The sequence below is a fragment of the Pseudoalteromonas arctica A 37-1-2 genome, from assembly GCF_000238395.3.
Lineage (GTDB): Bacteria > Pseudomonadota > Gammaproteobacteria > Enterobacterales > Alteromonadaceae > Pseudoalteromonas > Pseudoalteromonas arctica.
In genome coordinates this window covers 529,665-547,681 of the sequence record NZ_CP011026.1, presented here as the reverse complement: position 1 = coordinate 547,681, position 18,017 = coordinate 529,665, and the positions used below count along the sequence as shown (strand labels likewise).

At 38.7% G+C, this 18,017-nt stretch carries 16 protein-coding genes and 2 pseudogenes; 2 read left to right on the top strand and 16 right to left on the bottom strand.

Going from position 1 to position 18,017, the window contains the following annotated elements:
- Positions 1 to 14 precede the first annotated feature (14 nt).
- The 15 genes and pseudogenes from PARC_RS19925 to PARC_RS19855 form a co-directional block, all read right to left on the bottom strand.
- On the bottom strand, positions 15 to 1,235 hold the full coding sequence (locus tag PARC_RS19925) for a glycosyltransferase family protein (RefSeq protein WP_002958673.1): 1,221 nt from the start codon (positions 1,233 to 1,235) through the stop codon (positions 15 to 17).
- Positions 1,228 to 2,973: an HAD-IIB family hydrolase gene (locus PARC_RS19920; RefSeq protein ID WP_010553072.1), complete on the bottom strand. Its 1,746-nt coding sequence runs from the start codon at positions 2,971 to 2,973 to the stop codon at positions 1,228 to 1,230. Before PARC_RS19920 ends, PARC_RS19925 begins: the two co-directional genes overlap by 8 nt.
- Before the next feature lie 145 nt (positions 2,974 to 3,118).
- Positions 3,119 to 4,357: a uracil-xanthine permease family protein gene (locus tag PARC_RS19915; protein ID WP_007580880.1), complete on the bottom strand. Its 1,239-nt coding sequence runs from the start codon at positions 4,355 to 4,357 to the stop codon at positions 3,119 to 3,121.
- A 10-nt stretch (positions 4,358 to 4,367) separates the two neighbouring features.
- On the bottom strand, positions 4,368 to 4,997 hold the full coding sequence (gene upp / locus PARC_RS19910) for a uracil phosphoribosyltransferase (protein ID WP_002958676.1): 630 nt from the start codon (positions 4,995 to 4,997) through the stop codon (positions 4,368 to 4,370).
- Positions 4,998 to 5,143: 146 nt separating this feature from the next.
- Positions 5,144 to 6,100 carry a phosphotransferase gene (locus PARC_RS19905; protein ID WP_010553073.1) on the bottom strand — a complete coding sequence of 319 codons (957 nt, stop codon included), beginning with the start codon at positions 6,098 to 6,100 and terminating at the stop codon, positions 5,144 to 5,146.
- A gap of 277 nt (positions 6,101 to 6,377) precedes the next feature.
- Positions 6,378 to 6,917, bottom strand: a complete 540-nt coding sequence (locus tag PARC_RS19900) for a hypothetical protein (protein WP_010553074.1) — start codon at positions 6,915 to 6,917, stop codon at positions 6,378 to 6,380.
- A gap of 321 nt (positions 6,918 to 7,238) precedes the next feature.
- A complete protein-coding gene (locus PARC_RS19895; RefSeq protein WP_010553075.1) occupies positions 7,239 to 7,898 on the bottom strand; it encodes a hypothetical protein in 660 nt (219 codons plus the stop codon).
- A 566-nt stretch (positions 7,899 to 8,464) separates the two neighbouring features.
- Positions 8,465 to 9,511 (bottom strand): annotated as a pseudogene (locus PARC_RS19890) (transposase).
- A gap of 48 nt (positions 9,512 to 9,559) precedes the next feature.
- Positions 9,560 to 9,856 (bottom strand): hypothetical protein, encoded by a 297-nt coding sequence (locus PARC_RS19885; protein ID WP_158522946.1) that lies wholly within the window; start codon positions 9,854 to 9,856, stop codon positions 9,560 to 9,562.
- Between the two features lie 28 nt (positions 9,857 to 9,884).
- Positions 9,885 to 10,250 carry a hypothetical protein gene (locus PARC_RS19880; protein ID WP_148664669.1) on the bottom strand — a complete coding sequence of 122 codons (366 nt, stop codon included), beginning with the start codon at positions 10,248 to 10,250 and terminating at the stop codon, positions 9,885 to 9,887.
- Between the two features lie 106 nt (positions 10,251 to 10,356).
- A complete protein-coding gene (locus PARC_RS19875; RefSeq protein WP_010553078.1) occupies positions 10,357 to 10,716 on the bottom strand; it encodes a hypothetical protein in 360 nt (119 codons plus the stop codon).
- A gap of 119 nt (positions 10,717 to 10,835) precedes the next feature.
- A complete protein-coding gene (locus tag PARC_RS19870; RefSeq protein WP_033012802.1) occupies positions 10,836 to 11,021 on the bottom strand; it encodes a hypothetical protein in 186 nt (61 codons plus the stop codon).
- A gap of 133 nt (positions 11,022 to 11,154) precedes the next feature.
- Positions 11,155 to 11,592, bottom strand: coding sequence for a hypothetical protein (locus PARC_RS19865; protein ID WP_010553080.1), 438 nt, complete (start codon positions 11,590 to 11,592; stop codon positions 11,155 to 11,157).
- A 337-nt stretch (positions 11,593 to 11,929) separates the two neighbouring features.
- Complete coding sequence (locus PARC_RS19860) at positions 11,930 to 13,021, bottom strand: IS91 family transposase (protein WP_096058057.1); 1,092 nt, start codon at positions 13,019 to 13,021, stop codon at positions 11,930 to 11,932.
- The gene (locus tag PARC_RS19855) at positions 13,018 to 13,851 is read right to left on the bottom strand and encodes a tyrosine-type recombinase/integrase (RefSeq protein ID WP_010555537.1); all 834 of its coding nucleotides are present in this window, start codon (positions 13,849 to 13,851) and stop codon (positions 13,018 to 13,020) included. Before PARC_RS19855 ends, PARC_RS19860 begins: the two co-directional genes overlap by 4 nt.
- 84 nt (positions 13,852 to 13,935) lie before the next feature.
- Between PARC_RS19855 and PARC_RS21875 the strand changes: the two are divergent.
- Together PARC_RS21875 and PARC_RS19845 are read left to right on the top strand one after the other, a co-directional pair.
- Positions 13,936 to 14,025 (top strand): annotated as a pseudogene (locus tag PARC_RS21875) (YkgJ family cysteine cluster protein); the annotation flags it as partial.
- Positions 14,026 to 14,204: 179 nt separating this feature from the next.
- Positions 14,205 to 15,134: an integron integrase gene (locus PARC_RS19845; RefSeq protein ID WP_050576436.1), complete on the top strand. Its 930-nt coding sequence runs from the start codon at positions 14,205 to 14,207 to the stop codon at positions 15,132 to 15,134.
- A 390-nt stretch (positions 15,135 to 15,524) separates the two neighbouring features.
- Here the strand turns inward: PARC_RS19845 and PARC_RS19840 are convergent, their stop codons facing one another.
- The gene (locus tag PARC_RS19840; protein WP_010553922.1) at positions 15,525 to 17,780 is read right to left on the bottom strand and encodes an acyl-CoA dehydrogenase; all 2,256 of its coding nucleotides are present in this window, start codon (positions 17,778 to 17,780) and stop codon (positions 15,525 to 15,527) included.
- Positions 17,781 to 18,017 lie beyond the last annotated feature (237 nt).

Below are 18,017 nucleotides of genomic sequence, written 5' to 3'. Positions count from 1 at the left end.
AACCTGCACGCAGGTTAACTATATTCTTCGTTATCTAGCTCTACGGCTTCTTTTAAGCGCTCAAGTACGTCTGGCATTGCAGATACAACACGGTTCCAACTTGGCACAAATGGCGCTTCCATTGGGTTTTCTAAAAAGTGTTGCCCTGCTTCCATAATATTTTGTGCAAACATTTCTACTGCTTTTTCTTCTTGGTGTACATCAAGCGTTAACCCGTTCATTAGCGCGTCGTTATGATACGTTTCTATAAAATCTAGCCCGATACGGTAGTAAGTCGCTTTTAATGAACGAATTGTTTCGCTGGTAAAAGTAACACCTTGTGTTGCCAGCTTTCTAAACAATGCCTTAGTAATATCAATCGACATTTTAGACAAACCTGCGCTTTGGTCATCAAGTGAAAGTTCTTGGTGCTTATGATCGTAATTATCGGCAATATCTACTTGGCACAAGCGGTTATGTGAATAGTTACGATACATTTCACTCAGTACGCCTATTTCAAGGCCCCAATCACTTGGTATGCGAATATCGTTTAAAACATCGCGTCTAAACGAAAACTCACCTGCAAGTGGGTATCTAAATGAGTCCATATATTCAAGGTAGTCGGTATTGCCTAAAATTGTTTTAAACGAGCGAAGCAGTGGCGTTACTAATAAGCGCGATACACGGCCATTAATTTTGCCATTAGCAGTACGCGGGTAAAATCCTTTACAAAATTCATAGTTAAAACGCGGATGCGCAACGGGGTAAATTAAGCGAGCAAGTAAGCTTCTGTCGTAGGTTAAAATATCGCAATCATGCAGCGCGATAGATTCCACTTCCGCTGTTGCTAATTTATAGCCCATGCAGTACCACACGTTACGGCCTTTACCCAGCTCACGCGGTGCAACGCCTAGCTCTTGTAATTCTTTATCAAGTGCTTGTAAGCGTGGGCCGTCGTTCCATAATACTTTATGGTTTTGGTTTAGCTCTTTAAAAAAACCAAGTGCATGGCGGTACTGTGCTTCGTCGGCTCTATCTAAACCTATGGTAATTTGCGATAAATACGGTACTTCGCGTAATTCGCTAACTATATTTTGCAGTGCAGGGCCTTCGAGTTCACTAAATAACGAAGGAAGTATTAATCCCATTGGGCGCTGCTTGCTAAAAGTAAGTAGCTCTTTTTCTAGATCTTCTATTGGTCTGTCGGCAATATTATGTAATGTTGTAATAATGCCATTTTGGTAAAAATCAGCCATGAGATGTTTGCTCCTCAGAAATACTTAAAATACTGCTAATACACGGCAACGATGTTATTTCTTCAATCCACCCCAGCGGTGCTGGTGATTGAGAGTACCGTGCTTTGTTGTGCGACAATTTAACCGGCTTTTTACTCGCCGGATTGGCAATAATAATGGCGATATTTGCGTGCTCTAACATTTGCTTATCGTTATCGCTATCACCCAGAGCTATAACCGTGAGAGGCTTTCTGAAATGATTGGTAAACTGTTTAACTAACCACTGCTGTGCAGCGCTTTTATCGGTATTTTTGGCAATATGAATGAAGCGTCCGCCAATTTTTATATCGTAGCCGAGTGCTTCAACATCGCTTACAAAGGCTGTGAGTAATTCGTCGTTGCCATACCAATAAAGAGGGTCTGAATAATCACGAGTTTGTGCGCGCCTTGCTTGTGCATCGCTAAGACCAGTAAGCTCTGATATTTGCTCACTCGATAAATCACTAAACAATTTGTAATGCGCTTTATAATCCGCCTTTAAAGTATTTAAATCATTTAATAAACTCGATAACGGCTTTGCCATTGCGTAGCACCAATAAGCGCCTACTTTTTTACAACCAATGGGCTTTAATTCAAAATAATCTTCTGGAATAAATACCGCTGCACCGTTTTCAACAATAAAAGGTTGTTGAATATTTAAATCGTTTTTAAGCTCTATAACTTCGCAAAAAGTTTTACTGGTATTAAACACCACAGGAATATGTGCATTTTGCAGCTGCTGTAATAACTCACTGATATTATTGGTATTGTAATCGGCGTGATCGAGTAATGTACCGTCCAAATCTGTAAAAATAATGGGTTGAAGTGTGTCATCACTCGTTAGGTGCATACCGCTAATATCGCGGTTGCTATCAAGTTCAATTAAAGCGTTTGCTTTAGCGCTCAGTGTGTTTAAGTTCTCACGCGTAATGCGCTCAAAATGAGAAATAAAATACACCAATTGCTCGTTAGTCATGGTGCCTGAGCCTTCACCTTTTTTGGCTATTAACTTTTGTTCTTGCTCTTGTCGCCATGTAAAAACATCACTAAAACTCGGTGCTTTTAGCATAACGGTATAATCAATTAGGTTAAAAACGGCTTTATATTCGTTTGCCAAACAGCTGTTTACACAGCGGCGCCAAACGCCTTCTTTATCAAATTGTTGCTCTAACTCGTTAAGCGGCTCACTCAATGAAAACAACGGTTGTGGCTCACTGCCCACGCACCACCCTTCTAAAATAACAATATCAACTGGCTTTTCGTTTGTTAGCCAATCACTTGCTGGCACGCAGTCGTCTTCGTGTTTATTAAAACGTGGAAGCGGTACGTTTACCTCTCCTGCCAGTAAGTTAGTTATTGTGCTATTCATTAACGCTACATCGTGAGTACCCGGTACTCCGCGAGTAGTAAAAAGAGGATGTACGTCTTTGGCAAGTTCACTACGTGCTTGTTTTGCTAAATAAAAGTCATCAATAGACAATGCAACACTGTTAAGTGGTGTGTTTTTAGAAAACCAGGTAACTAAAAAATCAGCGAGTGTTGTTTTTCCTGAGCCTTGGCATCCATTTATGGCAACAAAAATAGGAGTATTTGTTTTTTTAGATTCGAGGATGTCATGCGCGAGTGGAACAAAATACTGCTCACTCAAATATTGATACTTTAAAGGCAGTTGGTGTTTTGCTAAAAACGGGGTTATATCCACAATATTGGCCTCTGACATAGTAACTCCTTTGCATACAATGCGTTCTGGAAGTTAAATGCAGATACTAGACCATTATTATTTTTGTATATTTATTAATAAGTTAAAAAAATAGCGCATTAAAAATGCGCTATTATGGTGCAATCTATTTAGCTAATGTGCAAAATTAAACTTTTTCAGGTTCTGCTTTTGGTAATACTAAGTTAAGTACTATTCCTAAAATAGCGCAGAGGCTTACGCCCTCTAAACTAAATTGGCTACCACCAATATGCATACCACCAATACCGCACACCAAAATAAGTGCAACGATACTTAAGTTACGTGGTGCTGTTAAATCATCGCCCGATTTAACCAGTGTATTTAAACCCACTACAGCAATAGAGCCAAAAAGTAGAATCATAATGCCGCCCATTACTGGCACAGGAATAGTTTGCAAACCAGATCCCATTTTAGCTACAAACGCTAAAATAATGGCAATAACAGCTGTCCACATCATTACTTTAGGATTGAAGTTTTTGGTAAGCATAACTGCCCCCGTTACTTCTGAGTAAGTAGTGTTAGGCGGGCCGCCAAATAATGATGCCGCAGAAGTCGCAAGGCCATCACCAAACAAAGTACGGTGAAGCCCAGGCTTTTTCAAAAAGTCTTTATTGGTTACTTGGCTAATAGCCATCATATCGCCAATATGCTCAATTGCAGGTGCTATTGCTACAGGTACCATAAACAAAATAGCCTGCCATTTAAACTCAGGCCAAGTAAAGTTTGGTACAGCAAACCACTGTGCGTTAGTCACCGCGTCAAATTGCACAACGCCCATACCAAGCGATAAACAATAACCCGCTACAACCCCTGCTAATATAGGTATAAGCTTAAATACGCCTTTTCCCCATACTGCAAAAATAAGCGTAACCACTAACGAGAACAACGAAATATAAATAGCGCTGGTGTAATCTATAATTTGAATACTGCCGTCGCCACTTTTACCCATCGCCATATTTACAGCAACAGGTGCAAGCGCAAGGCCAATAACCATAATTACTGGGCCCACAACCACAGGCGGTAAAATTTTATGAAGCGTTGCAACGCCTTTAAATTTCACTAATAAACTTAAAAGCATATAAGCAAAACCCGCCACCATTAAGCCGCCCATAGTGGCTGGCACGCCCCACATTTGCACAGCGGCAATAATAGGTGCAATAAAGGCAAACGATGAAGCTAAAAATATAGGCACTTGGCCTTTAGTCACTACCTGAAACAGCAAGGTACCAATGCCTGCGGTAAAAAGCGCAACATTAGGATCCAAGCCCGTTAAAAGCGGCACTAATACCAGCGCACCAAATGCTACAAACAGCATTTGCGCGCCCGTTAAAATAGTTTTTATTGAAAAGGTGTCATTATTTTGCACTTAAAGACTCCTAAACAGTACCGAATATTTTGTCGCCCGCATCGCCTAAACCAGGGATAATATAGCCCTTTTCGTTTAAGTGGCTATCTACAGAGGCTGTAAATATTTCTACGTCGGGATGTGCTGTAAGTGTTTTTTCCACACCTTCTGGTGCAGCTACTAATACAATTACTTTGATTTCTTTACAGCCTGCTTTTTTAAGCATATCGATTGTGGCAATCATTGAGCCACCTGTGGCAAGCATAGGGTCAATAACTAAGCTTAGGCGCTCATCAATATTACCTACTAGCTTTTCAAAATATGGTACTGGCTCTAGTGTTTCTTCGTTACGTTCAAGACCAACCACACTTACTTTAGCGGCTGGTAATAACTGCATAACACCATCCATCATGCCAAGACCAGCACGCAAAATAGGCACTACGGTAATTTTTTTACCTTTAATATGCTCTACTTTTAACTTATTGCCATCCCAGCCTGTAATTTCGTTATCTTCTAACTGTAGGTTTTTAGTTGCTTCGTAAGTTAATAAGGTTCCAACTTCAGAACATAATTCACGAAAGCTTTTAGTACTAATACCATGCGCTCGCATTAGGCCTAGTTTATGTTGAACAAGAGGGTGAGAAATAACGTGAATTGCCATGATATAAACCTACTGATACAAGAATTTGCAGTATTTTATATTAAAAAAGGTCATTTGACCTGTAGTTTTAAAGAGATTTTCATACATCGTGCCAAAATGCATTGTTTTGCTTGATATTTATGCAAGAGATTAGCAAAACCTGTTTATTAAATGTTACTCGCTAACCAGCTGTTTACTTGCTGTTGCATATAACTATTTATTTTTTGGTGCTCGGGGCTCCAGCCAGCTAAAAATCGATAAAAGTCAGCCCATGCAGCAGGCCATAAAGCGAGCCAATTGTCAGCTATTTTACCTGCTGGTGCTGTAGGATGATAAGTTGTAATAGCAGCCTTTAAATTATCAAAATAATACGCAAGGTACTCATCAGCGCACTCGTGTAATTGTGCATCACTTAAGCAACTGGTCATAAAATACATTACATCAATTATCCCGCAACCTGCACCTATATACTGAAAATCATAACCGAGTATTTCATCGCGCTCATTTGCTGCAAAGTTAGCAACTTTTGCATCGCCATGAATCAGCGTTTTATACGCACAACTTTGTAGTTGCTCATCTATTTTATGTGCAGCATTTTTAATATCGGACTTTTTATCAAGGTTATCTTTTAGTTTATTAAACTCATCTGGGCGCGTGCTTAAATGCCAGTAGTTGCCTTGCTGCCATAACCCTTCAGCGGGTTTACTTAAGTTAAACGCATGAAAGTGTGCAAGCCACTTTAATATAGCTTTAACATGTTGTGGCCCTGCTTGAGCAAACCCATGTTTGGTGAAATCCTTAAACACCAGCGCATATTCATCATCTTTATTAATTGCACCTATACATTCAATACTTTGCGCATGTACTGGTAAATGCTGGCTATAAAGCTTATAAAATGTGTATTCAACACTATAGGAATGCTGCTTTCTTTTAAGCGCAAATTCGCTTTGTTTAATTTTAGGATGGTGTATATAACTGGGTATTTTAATCGCTTTAATAACACATGGCTTATCATCAAACTGGCACTGCACAATACTGCCACATCCACTCCAAAGTGATGTAAGCGTATCGCCAATTTCAATGTGCTCAAAGTGAGCTTTTAATAAAGGAATGTAAAATGCCATAGCTATATTAAGTAATTAAGTTTTTTGTAGTTTAACATTAGTGGACGTTTTTAATAAAACTAAGGTTTAAAAAAGCCCCGCTTTGTTTTATACAAGTTTGCATGTAAATAGTGGCCAAAATCACTATGCCAATAGACTTTGATTTTGAAATTAACTGGGTAAAACCATGTCTTCCTAGGTTGAGTATATCTAGACATTTTAGCCTCCTCAAAGTGGTGAGGAGGTGTCCACTAAAAAGGGTGAGGAGCATTATCCGTTTGAACGTCTTTTTATAAGCCTATTCACCGTACCATTCTGGTTTTTGTTCTTTAGAATTCCACGCCCAATCTCGCAAAGTTTCAATGACATTTTCACGATCATACTTATCGTAGTAAGTAGGATTGAGCCCTGTGCTTTGAAAGCCATCCAATTTACTTGCTTCAAAGCAAGCTTCATCATCATCTTTACGAGATGAAATCAAAGTACCATTTTTGCCACCAAACTGAGACAACAAACCTGTAATTTGGTATTTTTCACCGTCAGAACCAGTGAACACATACGGTGATATAAATTCGACATCTAAGTCTTTTGCTGCATTTATCCAAGCTTGTTGAGGACGATTAAATAAAGACTCTAATAAATTAGCATTTTCATTGTCTGGCGCATCAATATCTTTATAAATGACAAAATCGACGAAACCATCTTCGTCAAAGGACACAACCCAGCGTTCTGAAAATGCTTCTACTTCAACATCAACGCATCCGATATGTTCGCGGTAATCTATACGAAGTGGAAATTTTTCTTCACTCATTTGAGCTAAGAAGTCGAAAAGCTTCATCGTAATCCTAAAGGCTTATAACGAGCCTGTAGATTAACTCGTTTTTTATTTGTTTTTATTGATAAGCAAACCATAGCTGAGTTCCTATTTTGGTTCAATTGATTACTGTATTTTTACGCAGAATATTGAAGTGTTTGATATTGTTTTAATTAGCGTTTTGGAAGGGATTACGGGTGTTTGAGTGCAAAATTTAGGATAGGTGTCTTATTTATCATTTAAATAAAAATATTCGCCACTAAATAAATGCGCAATAAATAGTAAAATTTCACTAGTGGCGAAGTTCAGTCCATATTATTTACTTATAATATAAAATTACTTTCACTAACAACAAGGACAACAGACTTTTTTTGCTGTTAGCTCAACTAAAACGAGCCCTCTCTTATTGATGCTTCCACCACTTAGCTGCACCTCGAGCTGTACAGGCATAACCTGGCAATCACACGTTAAGTTCATGTATGCTGTTTCAGAGTTACCAAACTCTCCTTTCCCCGCTTTACTTTCTAGAATTGTTGCTTCTATCTCCCTTGCTGAAGCAGAAACTGCTATTGATTGATTTCCTTCTACCAAAGCAATTTTTTGATTAAAGACAAGCCATCCACCATTTTCAGACATCGATACATATGAAGCAACCCCTGGATAAGCAGCACTAAAGCCATCTGCTGTTGCCCCAAAGATTAATTCCATATTGCTATTTAATGGCCCTCCTCCGTCGGAAGGTTCTATTGAACCAGCTCCACCTTGTGCAACTAGAACGCGAGCCCTGTATAAGATAATCTCGAAGCAGCAACATCCCTTTTCTTCTTTCGGAGCTGGGTAATATATTTTTTCACTAGTTATGTTCGGCTGAACACTAACTGCTTTTGTGGTTTCAATTTCCGTTAGCCTTTCTAAGATTGACCCTAATGTTTTTGCTAATTCGTTTTCTGAATTTAGTTTGAAATCCTCTTGTTCTGTATTGCTACTCACAATATTTTTTTTCATAGTATTCTCCTTTGTTTTGTTGAGCTATTAGTATAGGAGAAGAAAAAATGTTTTATTTAAAATATATATAATAAATTTTTAATAATATAGACAAGACAAAACCAAACTATTCAACCACTATAATTGAACAAAAAAACGGCCATCAAATTAGCCGTCATCATCCCTGCCTATAAAAACACATAAAAAAGCCCCGCTTGTTTTTACACAAACGGGGCTCCATACTAATACTTTTCAAGAATAAAAGCGCCGATACTGCAGGCACTTTGCATCATTGAATTTAATTTTATTGATTAACTACGCTTTTAAGCGGGTTAATTGGCTATGCGTTATCGTCTAGCAGATAAACTAGAACTACGATAAACTAGACAGCCACTCCAATTGAACAAACAAAATGTTGCCATTAAATTTAATTTTTAGGTTAATAACATACCTTTTATCGACAGGTTATTTTCATTTCATCCATCAAATAAGTCATTAGCGCTCTTAATCTAAATTGCACGCATGAAAATGACTGCATGGTGCAGTTGTGATTTTTTACTGAATAGTTTTACTGAGTAGTTTAAATTTTATGCCAGTAGCTTTTCGCAGTTACTGATATTCGCTCGCCGCTTTCGGTTTAAGTTTTCACAATAACCTTCTTGTGAGACTGGCCTGCCCACTGCGCCATGAAATACACGCGTAAATTGTGTGGTGAGTTTTAACCAGTTTTCTGGAGATATATTCACTCTTTCTAGCAAAGGCAAGTGTGTACTCTCAATATACCCTCGCTTATTTTCTCGTATACAACGTCCTATTAATTCAACAAGTTCAAGGTACGATTTAAGCTCAAACGGCAGCCCTTTTGGCATTATTTGACGTGGCATGCCTGCAAAGCGCTGTAGTTGTTTTGGTTGTTTACCATCCTTTACATACGTTAAACGCTGTTTGATGCTGGTATGGCCTGAATCCTCTGGAGTGTTAGCCATTTTAGCTCTAATGGGATTTAAGTCGACATACGCCATGCAGGCCGCTAGGGCTGCTTCATCTAGTAATGCTTGCGATTTGAATCTACCCTCCCCACAAAGTTGTATGGAACAACTTTGAACGCCTTAGGCGGCCCGAAGGGTGAGCGCCATGGATGGCAGCGAATAAAACCGTCCAGTGCAGTTATCTTCTTTATTTGCTCTGCGAGCAATGTCTTCATTTAATAGCCGCATAAACCAGCTGATACTTGATAAGCGTTCGCGGTATTGTTTAACCGTTTGGTTGAAAAAGATGAGCTCAACTTTACTTAACTTTTCACCTTGTACATATTTTTGCGTTAGCAATGTGCCTTTACAGAGTTTATGCCAGCGAATAATAATCGTTTTATCATTTAGACTATTCGCTTTCTTATCATCAACATACAATACTAAATGGGTATGATTACTCATGACGGCATAAGCACATACATCAATACAAAATATTTTTGCTAATACGAGCAACCTATCTTCAACCCAGCCTCGTCGATGCTCGTAAGACTTGCCTGTAAAACGGTCTTCGCCACACAAAAAAGCACGACGCACGCAACGTGAAATACAGTGATAGTATTTTGTATCAACCAAACTTACTTGACGCTTTCTTGCGATTGCCATAAGACACCCTGCTTGTTTTTTGCACTAAATAAAGGCTAGCCTTTAATTTTAAAAAATGCAAAATTTAGGATGGGTGTCTTGTTTATTTGACATATCAAATAATGACACAGATTTTTTATTGCCATTAATAGCAATTTGTAATATTGCTGCAAGTGGAACAACAGTAAATAATAATATAATGCCTTTAAATATAGCTACACCTATATCGATAAGTGATTTACCAAATGCTTCTTTAGCTTTAGGATTGTAATCCTCAGGCTTCATTGATTCTTCCTTGAAATATAACGCCTCATTAAGAGGCAAATAATTGTTGGCTAAAATAAGTGACGCAGGAGCAAAAGCCAACTGTTATTTGTCCTGCTTTAATGACTTGTTATATGCCGGATACCACCGTCCGTACTTTGCAACTATGATACAACTTTTGTTCTAGAATCTTACCACTTGGCAATGCTATGGCAATAGTTGCAGAGGTATTTAGAATTGCATCTTTATTTGTTGGGCTTGTTATATGAAGCTCAATTCTGTCTTTATCGAGCTCTAAAACCTCAGCGCAAACCAAACAACTTTTACCGTAAATTTTGTCAGCGTACAAGGCTACTTTAGCAAGTGATTTATCTAAAAGAGGTTTATCTAAAAGAGGTTTATCAATATCGATTTCGTTAGCACATAGCTCAATAGCTTTTGCGGAATTACAAAATAAACATATCGAAATAAGTGCTAAAAGTAGAATTCTACGCATAGTTCCCTTAGGCATATAACGCCCGCTTAAGCGGAAAAGTATAGCTGGCTAAAATGTTGAACGGAGTGAAAACAGCCAGCTGTATTTTTTCCGTTTGAAGCGCTTGTTATGTGTAAATTTTTAACTGAACTTTGCCGTTTATAACTTCTAAGTTACCAAACTCACCAACAACCTTAAAGCCTTGATTTGTTTTAATTAACGAATCTATATTGCCATAATCAAATGAACCATTTATATCTTTGTTTGGTTTAACACTACTTTTTTCAGCAAGCCCTGAATATGAAGTGAAATCCGCAAATTGAATTTCACATATACGGTAGCAAGTATATTCATCAGGTTTTGGATTTAGATAATGAGGTGAATCAGGCCAAATGCTAGCCTCAATTTTGAATGTGATTTCAGTTGCATTCGAACTCCAACCGAGAACAAACGAGTCATTGAAATCTATACCTTTGAAAATATCCATATACTCGACGATATCCGTTTACACATAACGCCTAATTAACAGGCAAAAAATGGTTGGCTAAAATAAGTGAACGTAGTGAACAAAAAGCCAACTGTTTTTTGTCCTTGTTGAATTTCTTGTTATGTGTTTTTTGCACTCCACTTTCCAGAAAGAATCATGACATAAATACCGATGGTAATTGTACCAAGCATTAGCCCTATGAAAGGTGATGAACTCCCAACTAGAAATGACATACCAAGTGAAGTACCTAAACATATAGTTAAAGCACCAAGTTGTGCGCGATTGAGCTTATTATTAAATCTCATTTTGGACTCCCCATCCTTGAATTTACTGTGAATAATCCTAAACACATAACGCCCTGTTAAGGGGCAAAAATTGTTTGCTAAAATGTTGAGGAACGAAACAGCAAACTGTTTTTTGTCCCGCTTGAACAGCTTGTTATATGCTCTCAACACCAATAACCTCGCCCGACATTAAAACAGCAACGAAATTTTTTGAACCATACATTTTGTTGCCATCAAGAAGAGGATCGTATTCGACAATGTAATACCAATACTCCTCTTTAGAAAAACCAACCAGACAATGGTATTTAACTAACTCTACACTTCTAATTTCGATACCATCAAATTTTGGCAAATTACTAACAGCCCAATCCTGAACTAAAGAGTAGGCTTTATAAGTTGCTAATGGTGGTGAAACCATTTCTTTAGGTGACCATGAACCAGCCTTTTTAACTTTGCTGCCTGGAACAACAAGGCCATACTTTTCACCACCATGAGTTGCTGTAGTTCTAGGAGTATGATCCTCACAAAAATCTGTATTCGCTTGTGCAAATAACGGTAGTAAAACTAAAAAAGAAACTAGAAATTTAATCACAATTCTTCCTTGAGCATATAACACTTTAGTATTTATGCGACACGCAGTTTGTGTTGCATAATCGCTTGTTGGACTGAGGCGCTACCTGCTCGGTGTGTCAGAGTTGGTGTTGTTTATGCTATGGGAATTTGCTTTTTAGAGGCTCTAGCTAAATCAGCTAATTTAATAAGCTTACCTATTATAATTTAAGCTTTCCCTGCATTGCTCAGCGTTTATTATCTATTCATTAAACCGAATGTTTAACCGTTAAGCAAGGATATTTTTCGCTCGCACAGTCGCTATTAGCCTGAGCAATTAAGCAGGTTAACTTATTGATTTGATGCAGCAAGCAAGGCTGCTAACTCGTTCGCGCTATTTTATTTGTCGCCTCATCTAAATTCATCACACCAATAAATCGTAAGGTACCCGTCTTGCATGACTGGCAAGACCAATGGGGTATTAATCGTTCTTGCTCTACCTTCGGCTTCACCGCTTTGCATGGGGTTGCTGATACTTGAGCCTTTATTAACCCTAACTTTCGCTTGCGACACGCATTAGCTAAAAAGCCATAGTGACGAATGCGCATAAACCCTTTGGGCAATACATGTTGTAAGTAGCGCCGTAAAAATTCATCACAACTCAGAGTCATGACTTTATCGCGGTTGTTATCTGCATAATCGCGGTATTTAAAGCTCACTGTTTCTTCAGTCGCTGACACTAATCGCGATTCTGACATCACGCCTTTTCGGGTATAACGAGCAAGGTAACTAACTAGCTTTTCACTGTACGTTAAACAGGCTTTGCTATACACGCACCATTTGGTTGGTGTGCTTACCTTCGCGAATGAACTATCGCATTCATTGAGCGCCGCGAGCATTTTCCCTCTAAACACTGTTGATAATGCTTTAACGGGGTATAAATAGCCTTTTTTTATTTCATGCCAGTGCGCTTTATCAAGCGCGCCTGCGGGTATCAAGCAATGCAGGTGAATATGCTGACTTAAGTTCTGCCCCCACGTATGCAGTACGCTTGTCATGCCTAACTGGCCATGCCTCTTTCGTTTCGCAAATTTACACAGCGTTTGCCATGCAGCTTTAAATAAACAGTGATACAACGCGTTTGGGTTGTAGTGCGCAATGATATTTAACTCATGCGGGAGCGTAAAAACAAGGTGGAAATAGCGACACGATAATAAATCCTCTTGTTGTCTTTGCACCCATTTAGCCGTAGCCATCCCTTGGCAACGTGGGCAATGACGGTCTCGACAACTACACCCAATTTGTTGTACTTCACTACAGTTATCACATTGCCATGCTTGATAACCGAGCTGACCCGTTCTGCATGATTGAAGGTGTTGGCAGACTCGTAACTGCTGATAACTCATTATGTGGTGCTGCCGATAATTCCCAAGGCCAGAATTTAAAATATCAGCGAGGTGCAAGCCTCTCATTGGTTTCCCCAACTTGCGAGTAAATCAATACCACCATGCCCTAATTCAGGTAACCAGTGTAAGTAACTTTGCGTGGTTCTAATGTCACTGTGACCAAGCTGATGTTGAAGTTGATGAAGCGGCATCCCTAACTCAAGTTGATGTGTTGCATAAGCATGGCGTAATACATGTGGATTACAGTGCTTTAAACCACACATTTGTGCATGTTTTTTCAATGCCTTTCTGAAGCTTGAGGGTGACATAGGTTTATCCATTAACCATCGTGAATAAAACATCCAGCCCGTTGGGTGATACATTTTCCAATAGCAACGTAATTGATTTAGCACGCTATCTGATACAACAACATAGCGTGACTTATCTCCTTTACCATGTTCAATTAAAATGGTTTTACGCTGTCCATCGATGTCTTGCACTTTGATGCGCAGCAGTTCGCCAATACGCAAACCACATCCATAACACACCACTATCAATGTTTTTAAGCGCATATCCGTGCAACTTTCTATAAGTCGTCGAATATCATCACGCGATAAATAAGTAGGTGCCCGAGGTTTTGCTTTAGGCAAGGCTATGTCTAAGTTCAGTGGGCGGTGTAAAATATTCTTAAACAAAAACCAAATGCTGTTTATTTGTATTTTTTGACTCGCTCTGGAGAGCTTGCGAATGGCGGGATCTTTAAAAAAGATATTCAGCTCATCATCAGTAATTAAATCGAGTGGTTTATTAAAATAATGGCTGAGTTTAAGTAAATGCTCGCAGTAACTTTTACAGGTACTTTGTGAATAACCACGGTAGGCTATTTCAATTTTGACTTGTTCAATGAGTGTATTCATGACTTACCTCCAAATATGGGATAACCCCAAGGTAAGTGTGGCTCAAATGGTCAGAATAGGATCTCCGCGTAGCGGCTTAGTTCAACAACGTCTTCAGAGGAAATGTCGCACTTACCGGTAAAAACAGATGCGGAGCATGAAGCGGCGTTAAACGAGTTCAATTGTGTGCATCTTGCATGTTCCCTTAATTATTTTACATATTAATAACAAATCCTGTAACACATTGCCAGCTTTAAACTTTAAGTCAGGCTGTTCTTTTATTAAAATGCAAAAAAGAGGAAAATGTCCTCATTTCTTGACTTAGGAGGAAAAACGCCAATACTGTATATAATTACAGTTAATTGAGATTTAAAATGAAAACTAAATCCCCTTTTCTTAATAGTATTATCAACTATATGTATAGCCATCACTACGCTAAAAAATCTATTGAAACTTATGTATTTTGGATTACTGCCTATATCCATTTTCATAATAAGCGGCACCCTACCAGTATGGGCAATAATGAAGTTGAAATATTTTTAAATCACTTAACAGTCACTAAAAAAGTGGCAGCGAGAACACAAGCAACCGCTTTAAATGCACTTGCTTTTTTATATAAACATATTATCAAGAATGAGCTCTCATTAGATTTAAATTTCGTTAAAAGTAACCGCCAACAGAAACTTCCTGTCGTACTTACACAAACTGAGGTATTGCTATTTTTTAGAAATATAAATAAACGACATTATTTGATAGCAAGCTTGCTATATGGAAGTGGTTTACGGCTGATGGAAGCAGTAAAAATAAGAGTTCAAGATATTGACTTCGACTATAAAAACATACGCATTTGGAACGGTAAGGGTAATAAAAATCGTATTGTGACACTTGCTGAAGAATTAATACCAATGCTAAGAAATCAAATAATTCAAGTTGATGAATATTTACAGTTAGATTTAAAAAATGATGCGTACGCCGGTGTATGGATGCCTCATCGACTTAGTAAAAAATACCCAAGCGCTAATAAGTCTTTACAATGGCAGTTTTTGTTCCCATCACATAAATTAAGTACGGACCCTGAAACAGGAGAAATAAGACGTCACCACTTAGATCATTCAGGGGTAAGAAAGTCAGTTAAACTATCTTCAGCAAAAGCTGAAATTAACAAACACGTTACGCCACATACTTTGCGTCACTCTTTCGCTACGCACTTGCTGCAAAGCGGCGCTGATATCCGCACAGTACAAACACAACTAGGCCATAGTGATGTGCGTACTACGCAAATAATACCCGCTGTATTGAATTAGTGAGCAATTTTAGCGATAGATAAATAGCTCAGTAACAAGGCAAAAACTTGGTAATATAGTTTATCTATATGAGAAGTTTTTAACGCAGTTAATGAGTTATTTAGAACGCTAAAATGTTCAACGTTTTAATTCAGCGGGTATCCTACCCATGTACTACAACAAGGTGCTAACGGGGTTGTTAGCCCTTTTTCAAGATTATAAGCGTCTCTTTTTAATCCTCTACACATACATACTCGCTTACAAATCAATACCGCTATCTATTTCTACTTTAAAAAACATAAAAAAAGCCCCGCTTGTTTTTACACAAGCGGGGCTCCACACTAATACTTTTCAAGAATAAAAGCGCCGATACTGCGGGCGCTTTGCATCATTGAATTTAATTACTTTAACTTACTGATTAACTACACTTTTAAGCGGGTTAATCGGCTGTGCGTTATCGTCTAGTAGGTTCATATCAAAATCGAACTCATCTACACGAATCGCTTTTTCACGTTTGATGTTGTAATCAATTAACTGAACGTGTTCAGCTTGCGTGATTACGTTTGCCGCTAGTGCGTTATCAAGCGTGATGTTAAAGCGTATACCTGGTTTAATTACTTTAGCACGTAGTGCTTTTTTAACTTTAGCCAGCTCGCCAAGTGATGCCATTTTAGCTTTGTAAGCTTGCTCATTAATATGATGGCCATCGCCCACTACTGGTTTAACTAAATGCGTGATTTGCGCTTTAAATGCGGTATCTAGCTGAGCTTGCTTAGCTAGTTCGCGGATTAAATCGTCGCTAATTTTTGGCATTTTAGTTGAGTAGTTCATTGTAATGAAACGAATAAACTTACGTGTACCACTTGCAGGGAAGTTATCTAAAAACTTATGCAATGCTTCTTCAGCACTTTGAAGTGCAAAACGAGTCGCGTAATGGAAATACGGTGCAGCTTGCTCACGGTCACTACTTGATACTTTTTGCTCGTAATATTTAATTGATGCCATAGCTGCATATAAGAAGCTCATTACATCGCCTAAACGTGCCGATAGCATTTCTGCTTGTTTTAACTTACCGCCAAGTACCAGTAACGAAAAGTCTGCGTACACTGCAAGTTTTGCAGATAATTTATGTACTGCTTTTTCGTAGTCACGTACTTCTGGTAATTCAGAGTTTGCACTTGCTGTAAATGGTAAAACACCAAGGCGAAAAGCACGGAAGCTGTTTGCTGTGCTGTAACCAATTGTTTTACGTAAAATGCCGTTAAATTCTTTATCTGCGCCTTTATCTTCACTATGGATAGATTCAACCATAGATTGTAAATATGGGTGACAACGCATAACACCTTGACCAAATATCATTAGGTTACGTGTAAGAATGTTCGCGCCTTCTACCGTAATGGCAATCGGCTGAGCAACATAACCACTTGCTAATGTATTTTGTGGACCATTTTGAATCGCTTTACCCGCTTGAATATCCATTGCTGAATCAAGCACGTCGCGACCAAGCTCTGTCATGTGGTATTTAGCGATTGCAGTTACTACTGATGGTTTTAAGCCCATGCCTAAGCCTTCAGTTGTAAGTACGCGCATTGCTTCTTGTAGGTATGTTTTACCTGCAATGTCAGCTAGTTTTTCTTGAATACCTTCAAACTGGCCAATGGCTAAACCAAACTGTTCACGCACTGCTGCGTATTCAGATGCTGATTTAAATGCAACTTGTGCTGTACTAACACCTAGCGCAGGTAATGAAATACCACGGCCAGCACCTAAACAGCTAACCAGCATTTGCCAACCACGGCCGATATTTTTCTGTCCACCAATAACAAAATCCATTGGTACAAATACTTTGTTACCACGTGTAGTACCGTTGTAAAAACGAATACCCATTGGGTCGTGGCGATTACCAAGCTCTACACCTGGGTGCTCTTTAGGAATAAGTGCACAGGTAATACCTAAGCTTTCTTTACCACCTAATAAACCATCAGGGTCCATTACTTTAAAAGCTAAACCAAGTACGGTAGCAATAGGTGCAAGCGTTATGTAGCGCTTGTCCCATGTGATCTCAAGGCCAAGTACTTCTTCGCCTTTATACATGCCTTTAGTAACTGTACCAATGTCTGGAATGCCACCTGCATCAGAACCCGCTTCTGGGCTTGTTAATGCAAAACATGGAATGTCTGTACCATTTGCTAGGCGTGGTAGGTAATGTGCTTGTTGTTCTTGCGTACCAAAGTGAAGTAATAGCTCACCCGGGCCTAACGAGTTAGGAACCATTACGGTTACCGCAACTGCTGAGCTTTTAGTCGCAATTGTGCCAACAATAGTAGAGTTTGCATAAGGGCTAAACTCTAAACCACCAAACGACTTAGGAATGATAAGCGAGAAAAAACGCTCTTTTTTCAAAAATTCTAAGATGTCATTTGGTAAATGAATGCCGTTTTGAATCACTGAATCGTCAATCATGCCCAGCAGTTCTTTTACTGGACCGTCTAAGAATGCTTGCTCGTCTGCGCTTAATGTAGCAGCAGGTACGTCGCGAAGTGCACTGAAATCAGGTTTACCTTGGTAGATAGAACCTTCAAGCCATACATCACCCGCGTCTAGCGCTTCTTGTTCTGTGATAGAAATACTTGGTAATACTTTTTTTAGTTTTGTACGTAAACTCATGATTGAACTCATCCGACCAGCTAAATAATAACTACATTACGTCATAAAAAATCGTTTAGATCAATTACTCTATTCAATTAATTAACAGTTTTTTCAATTTATTTTCTTTACCTGAACGTAAACTGTTGAAACACAAAGGCTTACAGTTGTACGCTGAAAAAAAGTATTTTAGCTAAAATGATGAATAAAACAGCAAAAGCGCTAGCGCTGTATCTATTTTTTTATGGGCATAAAAAA